The sequence below is a fragment of the Enterococcus sp. 125944 genome (genome assembly GCF_051909435.1).
Taxonomy (GTDB): Bacteria; Bacillota; Bacilli; order Lactobacillales; family Enterococcaceae; genus Enterococcus_D; species Enterococcus_D gallinarum.
Map to the genome: position 1 here is coordinate 15,407 of NZ_JBQASY010000002.1, position 18,326 is coordinate 33,732.

The 18,326-nt window shown below is 41.2% G+C and carries 19 protein-coding genes; 15 read left to right on the forward strand and 4 right to left on the reverse strand.

What is annotated here, in order from left to right:
• Nucleotides 1–82 precede the first annotated feature (82 nt).
• Together ACTFWY_RS02645 and ACTFWY_RS02650 are read right to left on the reverse strand one after the other, a co-directional pair.
• On the reverse strand, nucleotides 83–556 hold the full coding sequence (locus ACTFWY_RS02645) for a glutathione peroxidase (RefSeq protein WP_311810591.1): 474 nt from the start codon (nucleotides 554–556) through the stop codon (nucleotides 83–85).
• 380 nt (nucleotides 557–936) lie between these two features.
• Nucleotides 937–2,322, reverse strand: a complete 1,386-nt coding sequence (locus tag ACTFWY_RS02650) for an MATE family efflux transporter (RefSeq protein ID WP_311810592.1) — start codon at nucleotides 2,320–2,322, stop codon at nucleotides 937–939.
• A 186-nt stretch (nucleotides 2,323–2,508) separates the two neighbouring features.
• On the opposite strand from ACTFWY_RS02650, the gene trxB reads away from it, so the two are divergent.
• The 6 genes from trxB (at nucleotide 2,509) to thrB (ending at nucleotide 9,120) form a co-directional block, all read left to right on the forward strand.
• Entirely contained in the window at nucleotides 2,509–3,441 is a 933-nt protein-coding gene (gene trxB, locus ACTFWY_RS02655; protein ID WP_003126271.1) for a thioredoxin-disulfide reductase, read from the forward strand.
• 146 nt (nucleotides 3,442–3,587) lie between these two features.
• Nucleotides 3,588–5,315: a phospho-sugar mutase gene (locus ACTFWY_RS02660; RefSeq protein ID WP_005471201.1), complete on the forward strand. Its 1,728-nt coding sequence runs from the start codon at nucleotides 3,588–3,590 to the stop codon at nucleotides 5,313–5,315.
• Between the two features lie 230 nt (nucleotides 5,316–5,545).
• Nucleotides 5,546–5,839, forward strand: a complete 294-nt coding sequence (locus ACTFWY_RS02665) for an ArsR/SmtB family transcription factor (RefSeq protein WP_003126275.1) — start codon at nucleotides 5,546–5,548, stop codon at nucleotides 5,837–5,839.
• 116 nt (nucleotides 5,840–5,955) lie between these two features.
• Complete coding sequence (locus ACTFWY_RS02670; RefSeq protein WP_311810593.1) at nucleotides 5,956–7,203, forward strand: homoserine dehydrogenase; 1,248 nt, start codon at nucleotides 5,956–5,958, stop codon at nucleotides 7,201–7,203.
• Complete coding sequence (thrC, locus tag ACTFWY_RS02675; RefSeq protein ID WP_005471205.1) at nucleotides 7,196–8,254, forward strand: threonine synthase; 1,059 nt, start codon at nucleotides 7,196–7,198, stop codon at nucleotides 8,252–8,254. Before ACTFWY_RS02670 ends, thrC begins: the two co-directional genes overlap by 8 nt.
• Nucleotides 8,251–9,120: a homoserine kinase gene (thrB, locus tag ACTFWY_RS02680; protein ID WP_103299721.1), complete on the forward strand. Its 870-nt coding sequence runs from the start codon at nucleotides 8,251–8,253 to the stop codon at nucleotides 9,118–9,120. Before thrC ends, thrB begins: the two co-directional genes overlap by 4 nt.
• A 99-nt stretch (nucleotides 9,121–9,219) precedes the next feature.
• Here the strand turns inward: thrB and ACTFWY_RS02685 are convergent, their stop codons facing one another.
• Nucleotides 9,220–10,068, reverse strand: a complete 849-nt coding sequence (locus ACTFWY_RS02685) for a pyruvate, water dikinase regulatory protein (protein ID WP_003126279.1) — start codon at nucleotides 10,066–10,068, stop codon at nucleotides 9,220–9,222.
• Nucleotides 10,069–10,161: 93 nt separating this feature from the next.
• On the opposite strand from ACTFWY_RS02685, the gene ACTFWY_RS02690 reads away from it, so the two are divergent.
• From ACTFWY_RS02690 to recO, 9 genes are all read left to right on the forward strand, one after another.
• Nucleotides 10,162–10,593, forward strand: coding sequence for a Fur family transcriptional regulator (locus ACTFWY_RS02690; protein ID WP_003126280.1), 432 nt, complete (start codon nucleotides 10,162–10,164; stop codon nucleotides 10,591–10,593).
• 168 nt (nucleotides 10,594–10,761) lie between these two features.
• Nucleotides 10,762–10,938 (forward strand): 30S ribosomal protein S21, encoded by a 177-nt coding sequence (gene rpsU, locus ACTFWY_RS02695; protein WP_002356740.1) that lies wholly within the window; start codon nucleotides 10,762–10,764, stop codon nucleotides 10,936–10,938.
• Between the two features lie 33 nt (nucleotides 10,939–10,971).
• Nucleotides 10,972–11,421: a GatB/YqeY domain-containing protein gene (locus tag ACTFWY_RS02700; RefSeq protein WP_003126298.1), complete on the forward strand. Its 450-nt coding sequence runs from the start codon at nucleotides 10,972–10,974 to the stop codon at nucleotides 11,419–11,421.
• 211 nt (nucleotides 11,422–11,632) lie between these two features.
• Nucleotides 11,633–12,607 (forward strand): PhoH family protein, encoded by a 975-nt coding sequence (locus ACTFWY_RS02705; RefSeq protein ID WP_003126299.1) that lies wholly within the window; start codon nucleotides 11,633–11,635, stop codon nucleotides 12,605–12,607.
• 21 nt (nucleotides 12,608–12,628) lie between these two features.
• Nucleotides 12,629–14,830, forward strand: coding sequence for an HD family phosphohydrolase (locus ACTFWY_RS02710; protein ID WP_003126300.1), 2,202 nt, complete (start codon nucleotides 12,629–12,631; stop codon nucleotides 14,828–14,830).
• A complete protein-coding gene (gene ybeY, locus ACTFWY_RS02715) occupies nucleotides 14,830–15,306 on the forward strand; it encodes an rRNA maturation RNase YbeY (RefSeq protein ID WP_219645010.1) in 477 nt (158 codons plus the stop codon). Before ACTFWY_RS02710 ends, ybeY begins: the two co-directional genes overlap by 1 nt.
• Nucleotides 15,290–15,679 (forward strand): diacylglycerol kinase family protein, encoded by a 390-nt coding sequence (locus ACTFWY_RS02720; protein WP_311810620.1) that lies wholly within the window; start codon nucleotides 15,290–15,292, stop codon nucleotides 15,677–15,679. The genes ybeY and ACTFWY_RS02720 overlap by 17 nt, the downstream gene beginning before the upstream one ends.
• Nucleotides 15,680–15,706: 27 nt before the next feature.
• Nucleotides 15,707–16,606, forward strand: a complete 900-nt coding sequence (gene era / locus ACTFWY_RS02725; protein WP_311810594.1) for a GTPase Era — start codon at nucleotides 15,707–15,709, stop codon at nucleotides 16,604–16,606.
• Between the two features lie 115 nt (nucleotides 16,607–16,721).
• A complete protein-coding gene (gene recO, locus ACTFWY_RS02730) occupies nucleotides 16,722–17,498 on the forward strand; it encodes a DNA repair protein RecO (protein ID WP_021149887.1) in 777 nt (258 codons plus the stop codon).
• On the opposite strand, the gene ACTFWY_RS02735 is transcribed toward recO, so the two are convergent.
• Complete coding sequence (locus ACTFWY_RS02735) at nucleotides 17,489–18,295, reverse strand: AraC family transcriptional regulator (protein WP_311810595.1); 807 nt, start codon at nucleotides 18,293–18,295, stop codon at nucleotides 17,489–17,491. The genes recO and ACTFWY_RS02735 overlap by 10 nt on opposite strands.
• Nucleotides 18,296–18,326: the final 31 nt, after the last annotated feature.

The following is an 18,326-nucleotide window of genomic DNA, read 5'->3' on the forward strand; positions in this document are numbered from 1 at the left end:
TTCATGGCGCAAACAGCAGTGAGAGAGTATTCATTGCTGTTGCAAACCGATGAGTGAGTGGATGTTTTTTCTGGTTAGATCATTAGCCAAGAACCTTTTCAATACTAGGGATCATTTTGGTTGGATTAGTATGAGGGGCAAAACGTTCAACGACATTTCCCTTGCGATCAATTAAAAATTTAGTAAAATTCCATTTGATCGCTTTCCCCATCGTTCCTGGGGCTTCTTCCTCCAAGTATTGAAAAAGCGGATCAGCTTCTTTTCCGTTGATGACTGTCAATTGATGCATCGGAAAGTCAACACCATAGGTTGTGCGACAAGCTTCGGCAGCTTCACTAGCAGAATGAACTTCTTGTTTGAATTGGTTGGAAGGGAAGCCTAAGACCATCAATCCTTGGTCACGATATCGTTGGAACAATTCTTCAAGTTCGTTGAATTGGGGGCTCAATCCGCATTTTGTCGCCGTGTTGACGACAATGATGGCTTGCCCCCGATAGCGTTCTAATGAATAGGTTTCACCGTTTTCCAAAGTGGCTTGAAACGCGTAAATTGACATTTTTTTGCTCCTTTCGATAGTTGACAGTATTTTCTAATTGTTGATTGTTCAGTAGTTCTAAACTTGTAATTAGTATAGTTCAATCTGGATGAAAAACCAAAAATAATTGATTTTCTTTTAGCAGTAAATAGACACAAGGCAGCAAAAAGAGGTTGGGATCAGAAGTGTTAAACTTCGATAAATAAGGAGGAATATATGGAAATTGCTTTTCAATTTTTTGGTATTTCGACTTATTTCCGAAGACATTGTTTCGGCTACCGCTGTTTAGACGTGTTTAGAGCGTGAAACAAAAGTATTTTTTACTTTTGTTTCACGCTCTTTTATTCGCTTTGACATTCGATTGTCTAATTGGCAGAAAAGATGACCTTTTTAGCAAGTCATTAGATTTCTGAAGCGACTTCGCCTTCAATTTCTTTTCCATGGACTACCGATTTGGTTTTCCACACACCGGAATGCCAACGATAAATCATTAAAATACTCCGCAATGCTTCATCAATTGCGTAAGCGATCCAGACACCAATCAAGCCAAATTTAAAGACGATGGCCAAAGAGTACGAGAATGGTAAGCTGATGACCCAAAGAACGATCAAACTGCAGAATAATGGGAATTTAACATCCCCGCTGGCATTTAAAGAGCCCACTAGAATCATATTGACCGCACGTGCTGTCTCTAGGACGATTTCAACGAGAAATACGCCTTTAGCGATTGAGATGACTTCAGCATTGGTAGTAAAGATTCCCATAATCGGTTCGATAAAGAGATAGGTCAATAAACAAATTGTAACAGAAGCGATGATGCCAATAATCATTGTGCGCATGCCCCGTTTTTGTGCTCGCTCAAATTCTCCTGCGCCTACATGACGACCAATCATGATTTGATTTCCCTGACTTAACGCCGAGGCGATCAAATACACAAATTGAGTGATCGCTGTAACATAAGACTTAGCAATCAGCACGCTTGAACCTAATTGCGCAACGATCATCGTTACTACCACTTGTGCTCCTTGATAAGACAAAGATTCTCCTGAGGAAGGTAGGCCATAGGTTAAGACATTTTTCATTACATCCCATGATAAATACTTCAATCGGGCAGAAAGAACAGAAAAACCAACGTGTTTTTTCAGTAAAAATGCCGCAACAATCAAGCCAATCGTATTGCCGAAGACACTGGAGAAAGCTAGTCCTGTTACACCGAAATTAGGTAAGCCAAAAGGACTGTAAAGTACAAAGTAGTTACCAATAACAGCTAGGATACTGGCAAACATCGGTACAAGCAAAGCAGGTTTCGTAAAGCTGTGGCTACGCATGACCGCGATAATGACAGCTGTCAGCGAAGAAATAAACAAGCTTCCGCCATATACTTGCAGGTAGCCGCGACCCAAATCAACCAATGCTTCTTCTAATCCCATAAAATGCAGCAATGGATCAGAGCCAAAGATAAACATCAAGCTGATCAAAATACCTAAGAATAGAGAACCAAAAAGTGCTGTATTGATCACAGTAGGGATTTTTTCCCGCTGCTTCGCACCAATTAGTTGAGCAATAATGATTTGCGTACCGACAGTGATGAAACCATAAATAAAGACGGTCAGATTCAGCAATTGATTTGCTGCGCTGACGGCAGCGACTGCTGGTTCAGAATAATGGGAAATCATCCATACATTGACATTCCCAATAATCACACGTAAAAATAGTTCCACAAAAATCGGCCAGCTAAGAAACAATAGTTCCCGATCAGATCTTTTCAAAAGTTTTTTCTTATTCAATTGTAAGGACTCCCCGTTTTCTATATAATAGATGTATCGTGAAAATTTTACAAAAAATGAAAAGAAAGTCAATGTAATTTTCAGAGAAAAAAACGGGAATATCTTATTATTTTTTGTAAGCAGAACATTCGACAGAAATTCTTTTTGAAAGTAAAGTATGGGTAGTCGAAAATGGAGGGAACAATTATGTATGATGTAATTATTATCGGCGCTGGACCTGCCGGCATGACAGCAGCGCTGTATGCGTCACGGTCAAATTTATCTGTCCTGATGATTGAGCGGGGAGCTCCTGGCGGTCAAATGAATAATACTGCTGAGGTTGAAAATTATCCTGGCTTCGATTCGATCTTAGGCCCAGAACTTGCTTTTAAAATGTATGAAAGTGCCATCCGCTTTGGCGTGGAGAATGCCTATGGCATCGTTCAAGGGATCACGGATCATGGAGAGTACAAAGAAGTCTGCACAGAAGACAAGAATTATCAAGGGAAAACTGTGATCATTGCAACAGGCTGTGTACATAGAAAATTAGGAGTCAAAGGCGAGGAAGAATTCGCTGGACGCGGAGTTTCATATTGTGCAGTTTGTGATGGCGCCTTTTTCCGCAACAAACGGTTGATCGTAGTTGGTGGTGGAGATTCTGCAGTCGAAGAAGCGATCTACTTAACACAATTTGCTTCAGAAGTAACGATTGTCCACCGTCGGGATGAGCTACGTGCGCAAAAGATCATCCAAGAACGAGCATTTGCCAATGAAAAGATCTCATTTATTTGGGATTCTGTCGTGGAAGAAATCAAGGGCAACGAGATGGTCGTAACTGGTGTTCAAGTGCGAAATGTCAAAACAAATGAAGTAACGGAAGAAGCGGCTGGTGGTGTCTTTATCTACGTTGGGCTAGATCCATTGACTGAACCATTCAGAGCTAGCGGACTCACGAATGAAACAGGTTGGATCCCAACCAATGAAATGATGGAAACAACTATGCCAGGCGTCTATGCGGTAGGGGATGTTCGAGAAAAAGGCTTACGACAAATCACTACAGCAGTCGGGGACGGCAGTATCGCTGGCCAACAAGTATTTGATTTTATAGAAACACAAAAAGACCAGCAACCAGTTAAATAATTATCGAACGCACTGTTATTTATAAAACGTTATTCGTTTTTGATAGCAGTGCGTTTGCATTTTCGTTTGGTTATTCTTTGAGAAAAACAGAAGTAGTGTTATACTAAAATTATAGTCATTTTAAAGTTAGAAGGAGTGGTTTTTGTATGGGATGGGAACAAATTTATGAGCAATGGAAAAATCATCAACAATTAGAAGCAGGGTTGAAGGATCAGTTAACAGAACTGGAGAAAGATCCAGAAATGTTGCAAGATGCTTTTTATATGCCGCTTGAATTTGGTACTGCTGGGATGCGAGGGATCTTAGGACCTGGGATCAACCGCATGAATATCTATACGGTCCGTCAAGCAACAGAGGGATTGGCGCGCTTCATGGATACACAAGATCCAGAAACCCGTCGCCGTGGTGTCGCAATCGCATATGATTCTCGTCATTTTTCACCAGAATTTGCGATGGAAGCAGCCAAGACATTAGCAAAACACGATATTCCTGCCTTTGTGTTTGAAAGCTTACGTCCAACCCCTGAATTATCTTTTGCGGTACGTTATTTGCATACGTTCACTGGAATCATGATTACAGCATCTCACAATCCGGCAGCTTATAATGGATACAAAGTATACGGCGAAGATGGTGGACAAATGCCTCCAGCAGATGCGGACGCCTTGACAGCTTTTGTTCGAGAAATTGAAAATCCATTAGAAATTCCAGTTTTATCAGAAGAAGAAGCAAAGCATAGTGGATTGATCACGATTATCGGCGAAGAGGTCGATACTGCGTATCTAAAAGAAGTCAAAACAGTGACAATCGATCAAAAATTAATCGAGACAACAGGGAAAAATCTTAAATTAGTTTACACACCATTACACGGAACAGGTCGGATGCTTGGTGAAAAAGCTTTGAAACAAGCAGGGTTTGAGCAATTTATTATTGAACCTTCACAAGCTGTTGCGGATCCAAACTTCAGTACAGTCAAGTCACCGAATCCAGAAGAACATTCTGCCTTTGAATATGCGATTGCTCTGGGAGAAAAAGAAGACGCAGACTTGTTGATTGCAACTGATCCGGATGCGGATCGCTTGGGTGCTGCAGTCCGGATGCCTGATGGAAACTATCAAGTATTGACAGGAAATCAATTAGGCGCATTGATGATCCGTTACATTCTAGAAGCCCACAAGAATGCCGGCACACTACCGGAAAATGCAGCAGTCCTAAAATCGATCGTTTCTAGTGAATTGCCAACAGCGATTGCCCAGTCTTACGACGTTGAAATGGTCAATGTATTGACTGGCTTCAAATTCATTGCCGAAAAAATCCAACAGTATGAAACAGATCATTCCCATACGTTCATGTTTGGTTTTGAAGAAAGTTACGGTTACTTGGTAAAACCTTTTGTGAGAGATAAAGATGCGATCCAAGCACTTGTCTTGTTGGCTGAAGTCGCTGCTTTTTATAAACAATCGGACAAAACACTTTATGATGGATTGCAAGATATCTTTGAGGAATATGGTTATTATGCCGAAAAAACGATTTCTGTTACGATGAGCGGTATGGAAGGTGCAGCCAAAATCACTGCATTGATGAAAACATTCCGAGAAAAAGCACCATCAGTTTTCGCGGGTATACCAGTCGTTCAAACAGAAGATTTCAAAGAATTGACAAGAGTTGGTTTAGATGGTCACATGCAAAAAATGACTACACCACCGTCAGATGTATTGAAATATACTCTTGAAGATGAGAGCTGGATTGCGGTTCGTCCTTCTGGAACTGAACCAAAAATCAAATTTTACATTGGTGTCAAAGGAAACTCTTCTGAAGATGCAGCAAATAAAATTGCTGAACTTGAAGCTGCCATTAATGAAATTACAGAAGTTTAAGCGATAAACAAGAGCTAGATCCTTTTCAAATACTTGGGTGAGAAGCAGATAGATTATTTTGCTGATATTCAGTTCTTCTTGGAGAACATATTACAGGAAAATGTGCTGCTTCTTTTCCAGGTATTTGGGTGGATCATGCATATATTTTGACGCCTAGTTTTCAATGGGGCTTGACAAAGAATGCTTGAACCAGCTAGAATTTTATTCACCATCGAGAAAGGAAGACCAGCATGACTCAACCAGATCAAGAAGATATCCAAAAAGTCACTCAAATTTTTAAAATGCTTGGTGATCCTACACGTTTGAAGATATTGCTTTCTTTAGAAGAAGGAGAACGTAATGTAACTTCGATCGCAGAGCAAGTGATGATGGAACAATCTGCGGTCTCTCATCAATTGAAACTATTGAAAGATAATCGGATCGTAAAATCGGAACGACAAGGAAAGACAATTTTATATAGTTTAGATGACAAGCACGTAGTCGACATCTTACAAAAAACATTCGCTCATATCCATCACCGCTGAAACTAGGACGAGAATTTCTCGAAAGTCCTAGTTTTTTCTTATGCTTTTTGGTATGCTAGTAGAAAATTAAAAATGGATGAACGATTTTTTAATAACGTTTTCGGTAAGGAGGCTATATGAAAGAGCAATTAAATATAGGACTACTAGGAATGGGTGTCGTAGGCACTGGAGTCTGCCAACTATTAGCGGAACAAAGAGAGGCAATCGCAGCCCGAACTGGTGTCGAGATTTTTATTACGAAAGCATTGGCCTCTCCTTATGATGATAAAAGCGCAATTGCCCAAAAATACGGGTTTGAACTGACTAGTGATATTCAGGAAATCTATCAGGATGAGTCCATCGATGTCATTGTGGAATTGATTGGCAAGATCGATCCTGCGAAGGATTTTATTCTTGGTGCGTTAGCTCACAAGAAACATGTTGTAACCGCCAATAAAGATCTCTTGGCGACTCATGGCCCAGAACTGACTGCCGCTGCTAAAAAAGCCGGTGTTGCATTGTATTATGAAGCCAGCGTGGGAGGCGGGATTCCTATATTGCGAACATTAAGCACGCATTATTTACCCGATACGATTACCTCGATTTCTGGCATCGTCAATGGTACGACGAATTATATGCTGACAAAAATGTTAACAGATAACTTAAGTTATGAGGAAGTTCTAGCTGAAGCACAGGCAAAAGGATTTGCAGAATCGGACCCGACCAATGATGTGGACGGTATTGATGCAGCTTATAAGATGGTCCTCTTGACAAAATTTGCATTTGGTATGACGATCGAGATGAAAGATGTTTCTATCGGCGGCATTCGTGGATTAGCAATTGAAGACATCATTTATGCCCAACAACTAGGGTATGAAGTGAAACTTATTGGTACGGCACAAAAGACACCAAAAAATCATGTCGCTGTTTCTGTTGGTCCAGTTCTTGTCCCTAAGCCCCATCCGCTAGCCTCAATCAAATATGAGTTTAATGGCGTGTATATCGAAAGTACGGGCATCGATCGTTCCATGCTTTACGGGCCTGGAGCGGGAGCTCGTCCTACTGCGACGAGTGTGCTGGCAGATGTGACGGAGATCGCTAAAAATAAATCTGCTGGGATCACTGAATCATTTCTAACCTTTGAACAGCCGACTCAGATTGCAGTACCAGATGAGCTTCGTCAACGTTATTACATTGCGTTGACTGGACCATTAGCAGCGCAGCAACAGACATTGGACTGGATCGACCAAGAATCTATCTTGGAAAAGAAAGCATTTTTGACGAAGCCATTGAGTCCCTCGGAATTAACAACAGCATTATCGATTTTTGAAGATGGTCGAATTAGCCAAATCATGAAAGTAATGGAGGAAGTAGCAGATGTATGAAGGACTATTAAAGCACTATAAAGAGTATTTACCGGTGACAGAAAAAACACCGCTAATCTCATTAGCAGAAGGAAACACACCGCTGATTCCATTGAATAACTTATCAAAAGAATTGGGTATCACATTATATGGGAAATACGAAGGACTAAATCCTACTGGATCTTTCAAAGATCGGGGAATGGTGATGGCAGTAGCCAAAGCGGTGGAAGAAGGCGCAAAAGCAATCGTTTGTGCTTCTACTGGTAATACCAGTGCTGCAGCAGCAGCGTATGCGACACGAGCAGGAATCAAAGCCTATGTGGTGATTCCAGATGGTAAGATCGCAATGGGCAAGTTGGCACAGGCAATCGTTTATGGCGCGGATATTATTTCTATTCCCGGGAATTTCGATGAAGCACTAAAAGCAGTTAGAGAAATTGCCAAAACAGAAGCTGTGGCCCTCGTGAATTCAGTCAATCCTTACCGTTTGGAAGGACAAAAAACCGCTGCCTTCGAAATTTGCCAGCAGTTGGAGAAAGCGCCAGATGTACTAGCAATTCCAGTAGGAAACGCTGGAAACATCTCTGCTTATTGGAAAGGATTCAAAGAATGGCATGACAAACAAGGGACTTCACTACCAAGAATGCATGGATTTGAGGCAGAAGGTGCCGCAGCAATCGTAAAAGGCGCGGTAATCGAAGAGCCAGAAACAATCGCAACAGCGATTCGGATCGGCAATCCAGCAAGTTGGAAGCTAGCAGAAGCCGCTCGTGATGAATCAAAAGGGTTTATCGATGCTGTAACCGACGAAGAGATCTTGAATGCTTACCGAAAGGTAGCTGCACAAGACGGTGTCTTTATTGAACCAGGATCGGCTGCTTCACTAGCAGGCGTGATTCAGCACGTGAAAAACGGGAAAATTCGTCCTGGTGAAACCGTAGTGGCAGTCTTTACTGGAAACGGTTTGAAAGATCCTGATACAGCTATTCAGGCTACTGAAGTAGCGATCCATAAGATGAGTGATCTAGAAGAAATGCGGCAACACCTGCGTAAAGGAGTGTCTCAACTATGAAGATTCGCGTTCCTGCAACCAGTGCAAATTTAGGACCTGGTTTTGATTCTTGCGGGATTGCTCTCTCAAAATATCTATTCATTGAAATTATGGAAGAAAGTGACCGATGGGAGATCTTACATGAACTTGGCAGTGAAATCCCTAATGATGAAAGTAATCTGCTGTTACGTGTCGCGCTGAAGCTTGCACCTACACTTACACCGCGTAAAATCCGCATGTACTCAGATATACCTTTAGCACGGGGATTAGGCAGCAGTTCATCGGTTATCGTGGCTGGAATCGAATTAGCCAATCGTTTAGGACACCTGAACTTAAGTGATGCACAGAAAGTTGATATTGCAACGGCCATTGAAGGCCACCCCGACAATGTGGCACCGGCAATTTATGGCGATTTTCTGATTACGGCCTTTGATCATGAACATAAACAAACTTATGTTGTTAAACATCATTTTCCGGAATGCGATATTGTTGCTTATATTCCGCAAGAACAATTGTTGACAGAAGCTAGTCGGAATGTCCTCCCTAAAACACTGGACTTTTCAACTGCTGTTGAAGCCAGTGCAATCGCCAATGTGATGATCGCAGCAGTGATCAAAGGGAATCTACCTTTAGCAGGTAAAATGATGCAGGCGGATCGTTTTCATGAGAACTATCGTGAAAAATTAATTCCGCATTTATCCACGATCCGCCAAATTTGTGAAGAAGAAGGCGGCTATGGCTGCTTCCTGAGTGGGGCTGGACCAACTGTCTTAGCGATTGTCCCACCCGAAAAGGCAGATAAGATCTGCCGCCTTCTCCATGCGCTTGAAACCAATGCAGCGATCGAACAGTTGCAGATCGATCGAGAAGGCGTCCAAGTCTTTTAGACTTTTCTGATTTGACACAAGCAAAGATCCCCAGAATAATGGTACAGTCTAGCTGACCATTACTCTGGGGATCTTTTTGTCTAAAATGTATGTGGCTGGTTATTCTTCTGTTTCTGACGTGTAGTAACTATGGTCTTCCAAATTCAATGCATTCAAAATCATGGAAGCTGTCTCTTCAATTGAAAGAGAGGCAACATTAATGACGATGCAGCCTAACTTTTGATAAAGATCATTGGCAAATTCTAATTCAGCCCGGATTTTTTCAATATCTGAATACGCCGTGTCTGGATTCAATCCGTAAGAACGCATCCGTTCTTTACGTATGCTGTTTAAAACGTCGGGATCATTCGTTAACCCAACGATTTTACTCGGTTCGATTTCCCACAACTGCTTAGGAATGTGTGCTTGGGGCACAAGAGGCAAATTCGCCACCTTTAAGTTTTTGTTGGCTAAGAAAAGACTTAGCGGTGTTTTTGATGTTCGGGAAACACCTAACAAAACGACATCGGCTTCGAGAAAACCTCGTGGGTCTTTTCCATCATCGTATTTAACAGCGAATTCCATTGCTTTGATACGTTTGAAATAATTTTTGTTTAAATGATGCAATGCGCCGGGTTCTCGCGATGGAGCGACACCTGTGCGTTTTTCTACCTCGGTGACAGGAGGAGTCAATACATCAAAATGATACAGGTCGGCTTCTTCACAAAAGTGATTGGTTAGCGAGACTAGCTCATCGTTAATCAGTGTGTGCAAAATAATGGCATCGTGTTTTTTGGCATCAGTCAACGCCTGGATCAAGTGTTCTTTGGTGTGAATAAAGGTACGCCGAAATAAGTTGAATTCAACACTTGGGTACTGTGCCATCGTTGCTTGAGCTAATTTGGAGGCCGTTTCTCCTGCTGAATCGGACAAGACAAAAATCGTGACAATCGTTTCTTGTGGGTTCATAGTAAAATCCTCTCTTGCATTTTTGATAATTTCATTATACCATACTTACGATCGCTAAAAATCGGAATGATTTTGATTTACTGGAGGGATTCGATGAAAAATCAACCATTGATTGAGCAAGCTATGTCGATATTAAAAGAACATGGCTATAAATATACCAAAAAAAGAGAAGCTATCATTACTTATTTAGTGAAACGCAACCGTTATTTGCCGGCAAAAGAAATCCATGATTTCATGTCTGAAGAATACCCGGGTCTAAGTTATGACACGATCTATCGGAACCTTCATGATTTTTCTGAGATTGGCATCTTGGAAGAGACTGAATTGAATGGAGAAATGAAATTTCGTTATAATTGCTGCGTGGAATTGGAAGATCATCACCATCATCATTTTATTTGCACGGTTTGTGGCAAAACAAAAGAGCTGCATATTTGTCCAATGGATTTCTTTCAAGAACAATTGCCCGGGTGCAGTATCGAAGGCCATCGTTTTGAAATTCTAGGCAGATGTGAAGATTGTCGCTGATTGTTCGGATTCTAAGATTGAATCAGGAAGTTCATCGACTTTTTTATTAGAATACCTTGACACTTTTTCAGGGGTTAGCTATAATTTTCAAAGGACAGTCTTGTTTTTTGAGATTTTATTTCAATGACAAATACGGTTACTTTTTAAGCTCGGAGGGAGGGAATTTACATGTCAAAAACAGTCGTTCGCAAAAACGAATCACTTGACGATGCTCTTCGTCGCTTCAAACGTTCCGTGTCAAAAGCGGGTACTTTACAGGAATCTCGTAAACGTGAATTTTACGAAAAACCAAGTGTAAAGCGTAAGAAAAAATCTGAAGCAGCTAGAAAACGTAAAAAATTCTAATTTTCTACTGTTTTGAGAATTGGAGCTGGTAGTGTGACGCTACTAAGTACACTGAATGATGACATGAAAACAGCGATGAAAGCCAAAGACAAGGAAACGTTGCAGGTGATTCGCATGTTGAAAGCATCGATTCAAAACGAACAGATCAAAAAAGGTGCCGACTTGAACGAAGAGGAAGAATTGACTGTGTTGTCTCGTGAAATGAAACAACGTCGTGATTCTCTGACTGAATTTGAGAAAGCCGACCGTACCGATCTGGCTGAAAAAGTCAAAGGTGAAATTGCAATTGTTGAAAAATACTTGCCGGCACAACTTGATGAAGCGGAAATTCGCCAAATCGTTGCTGGTGCGATCGAAAAAACAGGGGCTTCTTCTCCGAAGGAATTCGGAAAAGTGATGGGCGCTGTGATGCCTCAAGTAAAAGGCAAAGCAGACGGCAACCAAGTCAATGCGATCGTCAAAGAATTATTAGGGCAAATGTAAGGACACGCCGTAAGCATTTTATTGGATGCTTACGGCTTTTTTGTTCTTTCTTAGTGAGTATTTTTAAGTAGAATCAATGATCGAAAAACAAACTATTAATAAATTGCAAAGAACGCTGCCAAAACGCTTCTTGAAGCTTACAAGTAATTTTGCTTTTAGCGATTGTGTGGTATTATAAACTAGAATGCCTAAAAAAGGAGCTGTAACTTATTTGACAGAAGAGCGTATTTCTTTGGAAATCCAACTGACTCAAAATGATGATATTAGTTTGTTGTTGGGTTCCCATGACAAACATATCAAAGTCATCGAAGATGCTACACAAACAACGATTCATACCCGCGGAGAAATGATCCAAATCATTGGTGAAAAGACAGCCGCTGAAAAAGCCCAATCCGTGATCCATGCGTTGCAAGAGTTGATCAAACGAGGGATCAATATCAGTACGCCAGATGTTATTACGGCATTGAACATGGCAAATAAAGGAAACTTAGATTATTTCACAGATATGTATGAAGAAGAAATCATCAAAGATCGTAACGGTAAGCCGATCCGCGCAAAAAATGCCGGACAAAAGAAATATATTGAAGCCATCAGAACCCATGATGTCGTTTTTGGCGTTGGACCAGCAGGAACCGGAAAGACGTTTCTTGCCGTTGTCATGGCCATTGCGGCATTGAAGAAAGGACAAGTTCAAAAAATCATCTTGACGCGACCCGCTGTTGAAGCAGGTGAAAATCTTGGCTTTTTACCAGGTGATCTGAAAGAAAAAGTCGATCCCTATTTGCGTCCCGTTTATGATGCCCTTTATCAAATCTTTGGTATGGATCATACCAATCGTTTGATGGAACGCGGCGTGATCGAGATTGCTCCGCTAGCCTATATGAGGGGGCGGACTTTGGAAGATGCTTTTGTGATTCTTGATGAGGCACAGAATACCACTATTGCCCAAATGAAAATGTTTTTGACCCGCCTAGGATTTAATTCAAAAATGATCGTTAATGGCGATACAAGTCAAATTGATTTACCAAAAGGAACAACGAGCGGACTGATTCATGCGCAACGAGCGTTAGAAGCAATTCCTAAAATTGCGTTCGCGCACTTTGAAGCAGGAGATGTCGTTCGTCATCCAGTCGTTGCAGACATTATACGTGCCTATGAGGAATCCGATAGTAAAGAACAACGTTGATTGTCGGACAGGAGGGGTAAAATGATCATACAACCGTTACGGAATTTTCGAGAAAAATTAGGCCGCTTTTACCTGCCGCTGCTTATGGTGCTCTTTTTTGTTTTATCTATTGGGATCATGTTTTCCAGTGTAAAACAAAACAATGTCGACTACAGCGAGGGGCAGGTTGCGGAAGAAAATATCCGAGCCAACAAAACGATTGAAAACACAACTGCTACTGAACAAAAACGTACGCTAGCCGCTGAAGCCGTCTCGCCTGAATACACGTATCAAGACGATTTGGCACAAGTTCAACATGAACGGATCAATCATTTGTTTGAATTGATTGATACAGTCAACAAGACTGTCAATACGAAATATGAAGCTGCGGTCAAAGCTGCTGGTGAAAATGAAAATGTTCCTAAACCGGATACAGAAGAGTATATCGCCACTTTAAAAAAAGAATTTGAAAAAATGAGTGATGATGAACTTGATTTTTATCAAGCGCTGACCAATAATTTTTTGTCGACATTATTTTCATTGAATAGTGATCAGCTGAACACGGTAAGAGATTATGCGCTGCAGCTTGTTGATGAACAAATGGCTAAACAGATCCGCCAATCTGAATTGAGTACTTTTCGATCAGAAGCCGAAGAAAAGATCCAGTTTTTGGATGTAACTTCTGAAATGGCAACAGCATTACGCTTTTTAGTCAATCAAGGGATCGTTGTCAACGATTTTCCTAATGAGAAACGAACGGAAGAAGCTCGGCAGGCTGCCAAAGACGCTGTTCAGCCGGTTATGATCTATCAAGGTGAGATCATTGTCCGGGAAGGCTCGCAGATTGATTCAAATGCATTAGAAAAATTGCAGCTTCTCGGTCTGACGAGTCAAACCTTCTCTGTATTTCCGTTGATTGCTTTAGTTTTTACTGCTGCTTTACAGATGCTCATGCTCTTTTATTACACACGGCAGACAAAAAACGAAGACAAACGGATGAATGCTGTGACCTTTTATGTCATTGCGATGATTTTTAGTATTTTATTGATGAAGTTTTTCCAACTATTTCAGTCTGAACTCATCGCGTTCATTCCGTTATTCTTTCCAGCTGCCTTTACCCCGCTGATCTTGAATATATTCTCAAGTCGGCGTTTGGGAATTTTAGCTGCAATGTTTCAAGTGATCAATGCGATTTTCATTTATTTTGATTCCAGCGGTACGAATATGCTGACTACTGTCTTGGTAACCTATTTATTCTCTGGATTGATGGGAACGATGATCAGAAGGGAACGAATCGCCAGTCAAGGACGAACAGCCATTATGTGGGTCATCGTCTTTCCGTTCTTATTAAGTGTCATGTTAGTGATTTTCCAAGGGATGGATTTCGCGAGAGGCAATACCTGGACGACGATCATTTGTGCCTTAGCGGGTTCATTACTTAGCTATCTACTAACGATTGGTTTGCATCAATACATTGAGTTATTGGTCTCAGACAATAGCATGATCGTTCTGAACGAACTAAGTAATCCAAATCACCCGTTACTTAAACAATTACTGGAAGAAGCACCAGGAACCTATCATCATAGTATGATGGTCGCCAATTTGAGTGCTAATGCTGTAGCAGAGATCGGCGGACAAAGTTTACTGACACGGGTCGCTTGTTACTATCATGATATCGGTAAATTAAAGCATGCGAATTTCTTTGTTGAGAATTTACCCGCAGGGGCTGAAAATCCCCATAACTTTTTGCTTCCGGAAGACAGCAAGCAAATCATTTTCGGACATGTGATCGATGGAGCGGTTCTTTTAGAAAATGAGAAAATGCCTCAGATGGTGGTGGATATTTGTCGCCAGCACCATGGAACAACCTTGATGCGTTATTTCTATGTCAAAGCGAAAGAACGTAATCCAGAAGTGACAGAAGCCGATTTTCGCTATCCTGGACCAAAACCACAAACAAGAGAAGCAGGGGTCGTTAGTATCGCGGATAGTTGTGAAGCTGCTGTACGGGCAATGGATAATCCCACAGATCAGAAAATCAAGGAATTTGTTTCGAATTTGATCAATGATCGGATTCTTGATGGACAATTAGATGAGTCCGGACTGACATTGCATGAAATTCGTATCATTGAAAAGTCCTTAGTCAATGGATTGTGTAGTACATTCCATTCACGGATCAAATATCCGAAAATGAAGTCCGAAGCTGAAAAAATGAAAGAAGAACAAGAAAGAAGAGATCGGTAATGGAGATTGCTTTTTTAGATGAAACAAATACAGTGAGTCAAGAGAAAATCAATGAAATTGATGAACTGCTGCAGTATGCGGCAGACTATTTGAAGCTGCCTGAGGATACGGAAATGTCTGTCACCTTCATGGACAATGCCGCTATCCAAATCATCAATCGGGACTATCGTGATAAAGATCAACCGACGGATGTCATCAGTTTTGCTTTAGAAGAAGAAACGGAAGAAGAGTTGCCGATCATCTTTGATGATGAAATGCCAACTATGCCGAGAAATCTCGGGGATATCATGATTTCAGTCGAGCGGGCAAAAGAGCAAGCTAGTGAGTATGGACACAGCTATGATCGAGAATTAGGCTTTTTAGCGCTGCATGGATTTTTGCATATCAATGGTTATGATCATATGACACCAGAAGATGAGAAAGAAATGTTCGGTCTGCAAAAGGAAATATTGGATGCCTATGGACTCAAAAGATAAGAATACAGAAAAAAACAAACAATTTATCACATCCATTGAATTTGCCTTTACAGGAATCAAGACCGTCTTTGACGAAGAGCGCAATATGCGCAAACATGTCTTGTTAGGCATCGTTGCAATCATTGCGGGATTTGTCTTTAGATTAAATCAAATGGAATGGCTCTGGTTGTTATTGTCGGTATTTTTGGTTTGGATCGTGGAAATCGTCAACACAGCCTTTGAAAATGTCGTTGATATGTTTACCGATTTTCACTTCCATCCCATTGGCAAAAAAATCAAAGACATGGCGGCAGGAGCAGTCCTGATGACAGCATTCTTTGCATTGATCGTTGCGGCAATCATTTTTATACCAAAAATTTTAGCGTTCTTTTAGAAAGATAACACACAGAGGAGATCACCTATGACAACACATAAATCAGGCTTTGCTGCCATTGTTGGCCGGCCCAACGTTGGTAAATCCACATTACTTAATCGCGTAGTAGGTCAAAAAATCGCTATCATGAGCGACAAAGCACAAACGACCCGAAATAAAATCCAAGGGGTTTACACAACACCAGATGCACAAATCGTTTTTATCGATACACCTGGAATCCATAAGCCAAAACATCGCTTAGGAGATTTCATGGTGGAAACTGCTTATAGTGCACTACGTGAAGTCGATGTGACCTTATTTATGATCAGTGCCGATCAAAAACGGGGGAAGGGCGATGACTTCATTATCGAGCGGCTGCGGAAAAACGAGACGCCGGTCTTTCTAGTTATCAATAAAATCGATAAAGTACGTCCAGACGAACTTTTAGCTATTATCGAAGATTATGCGACTCAAATGACGTTTGCGGAGATCGTGCCGATTTCGGCAACGGAAGGAAATAATTTTGAGACATTGATGAGATTAGTCATTGATCAAATGCCGGAAGGTCCCCAATATTTTCCTGAGGATCAAATCACAGACCATCCAGAATATTTCATCGTTTCGGAATTAGTGCGGGAAAAAGTGCTGTTACTGACTAGAGACGAAGTGCCTCACTCAGTCGCTGTGGTGGTTGACTCGATGAAACGGGATGAAAATGATAAAGTTCATATTCAAGCAACGATCGTCGTTGAACGGGATAGCCAAAAAGGAATCATTATTGGGAAAGGCGGCAAAATGCTGAAACAAATCGGAACAAAAGCACGATTAGATATCGAGCATTTGTTAGACGATAAAGTTTACTTGGAATTATGGGTCAAAGTTCAAAAAGACTGGCGAGACAAACAAACCTTCCTGACAGACTACGGTTATCGGAACGATGATTACTGATCTTCTCTAAACAAGATCAGCTAAGAAGTTTGATGAGAGAAAAGACAAAGAAAGCTGGAGCAAGCGAAGGGGATTGAGCTGCTTCAGCTTTCTGGTTTAGAAAGGAGCGTTGTTCATGAATTTAGTTGAAACAAAAGGGATCTTGTTATTTACTAGGGACCATAAAGAAAAAGATAAACTGGTCAAAATATTCACTGAATCGGCTGGAAAGCAAATGTTCTATGTAAAAGGTGCCCACCGCAAGAATAATCCTTTAACGCCAGCTTTGCTTTCGTACACTGAAGCGACCTATATTGGAAATATTCGTTCTGAGGGCTTGTCATTCTTGAATAATGCCAAAGATATCCATTCTTTTCGCAAAATCCAAGGTGATATTTTTCTTGCAGGCTATGCTACGTATCTATTGAATCTGGCTGACTCTGCGATCGATGACCGCGTGTACGATCCAAATCTCTATCATTTCTTACATGAAGCTTTGCAGTTGATGGATACTGATAATGATGCAGAGATCATCACTAATATTTTTGAGATTCAGTTGCTGCAGCGTTTTGGGGTCTCACCGATATGGACCCACTGTGCGGTCTGCGGACAAACAGAAGGCCGCTTTGATTATTCCTCGAAATACAATGGCGTCATATGCGAAAAGCATTGGGCCTTAGATGACCATCGTTATCACGGTGATCCAAGGGCAATCCATTTTATTCGTTTGTTTGCACAAATCTCTTATGAACAAATCGCATCGATCAAGTTAAAACCAGAAACGAAGCAAGCCATTCGTCAGGTAATTGATTTATTGTATGATGAATATGTTGGCTTACATTTGAAAAGCAAAAAATTTATTGATCAAATGGGACAGTGGCAAGATATCCTGAAACCCAAAGATCAACGATAAAGTTGGCGAAACTTCTTTGGAGTAGCGCCAACTTTTTTTTTGAAAAGAGCAGTGAAATGACTTGCATCTGGGATTCCTACCAAGAAAGCGACATCTTGGATGTCCAGATGAGGCTCGCCTACCAATAATTCTTTGGCACGATTCAGGCGATAATTCAGCAAAAATTGGGAGGTTGACTGCCCCAAAAAGCGCTGAAAGAGCCGCGACAAATACTGCGGAGTTACAAAAATTTTTTCCGCAAGTTCAGCGACGGTCAATGGATGAGCATAATTGGTTTCGATTTCTTGTAGTACAGGCGCAATGTAGCGTTGGTACAAATGATGCTTTTCATTTGCGTCAGCATTTTGTTGTTGGATCAATGCCAAAAGAAAGTGATAGCAACTGCTGGAAGAGCGCAATGGGTCTAATATTTTTTCTTGATCGTCGCGGATTCGTTGATTGATCCACTCACTGTAAGAAAATAAAGGGCTATCTTGCCCCATCAAGTAGCGCTTTCCACTAAAAGGTTTCAACAATTCCTGTACTAAATCTCCTTGCAGCGTAACAAAGTTTGTCTGCCAGTCTATATGAGGATGGTAACGATGAGGGATGAATGGCAAAATCAAAATGCCAGCCCCAGGAGTTAACACAAAGGATTGATCGTTAAAAAGGACGGTCCCTTGGCCAGCGGTAGTTTGTAACCAGTGATAATATGGATAACCAGTGGGGCGAACCACTTCATCTTGTGCCCAATGATTCCCAATGCTCTCGATACTGACAGGGAGCCGAGGGTTGTTCTGATAGAAATAGATAGACATTGAATTCTCCTTGTTTCGAAATATTATAGAA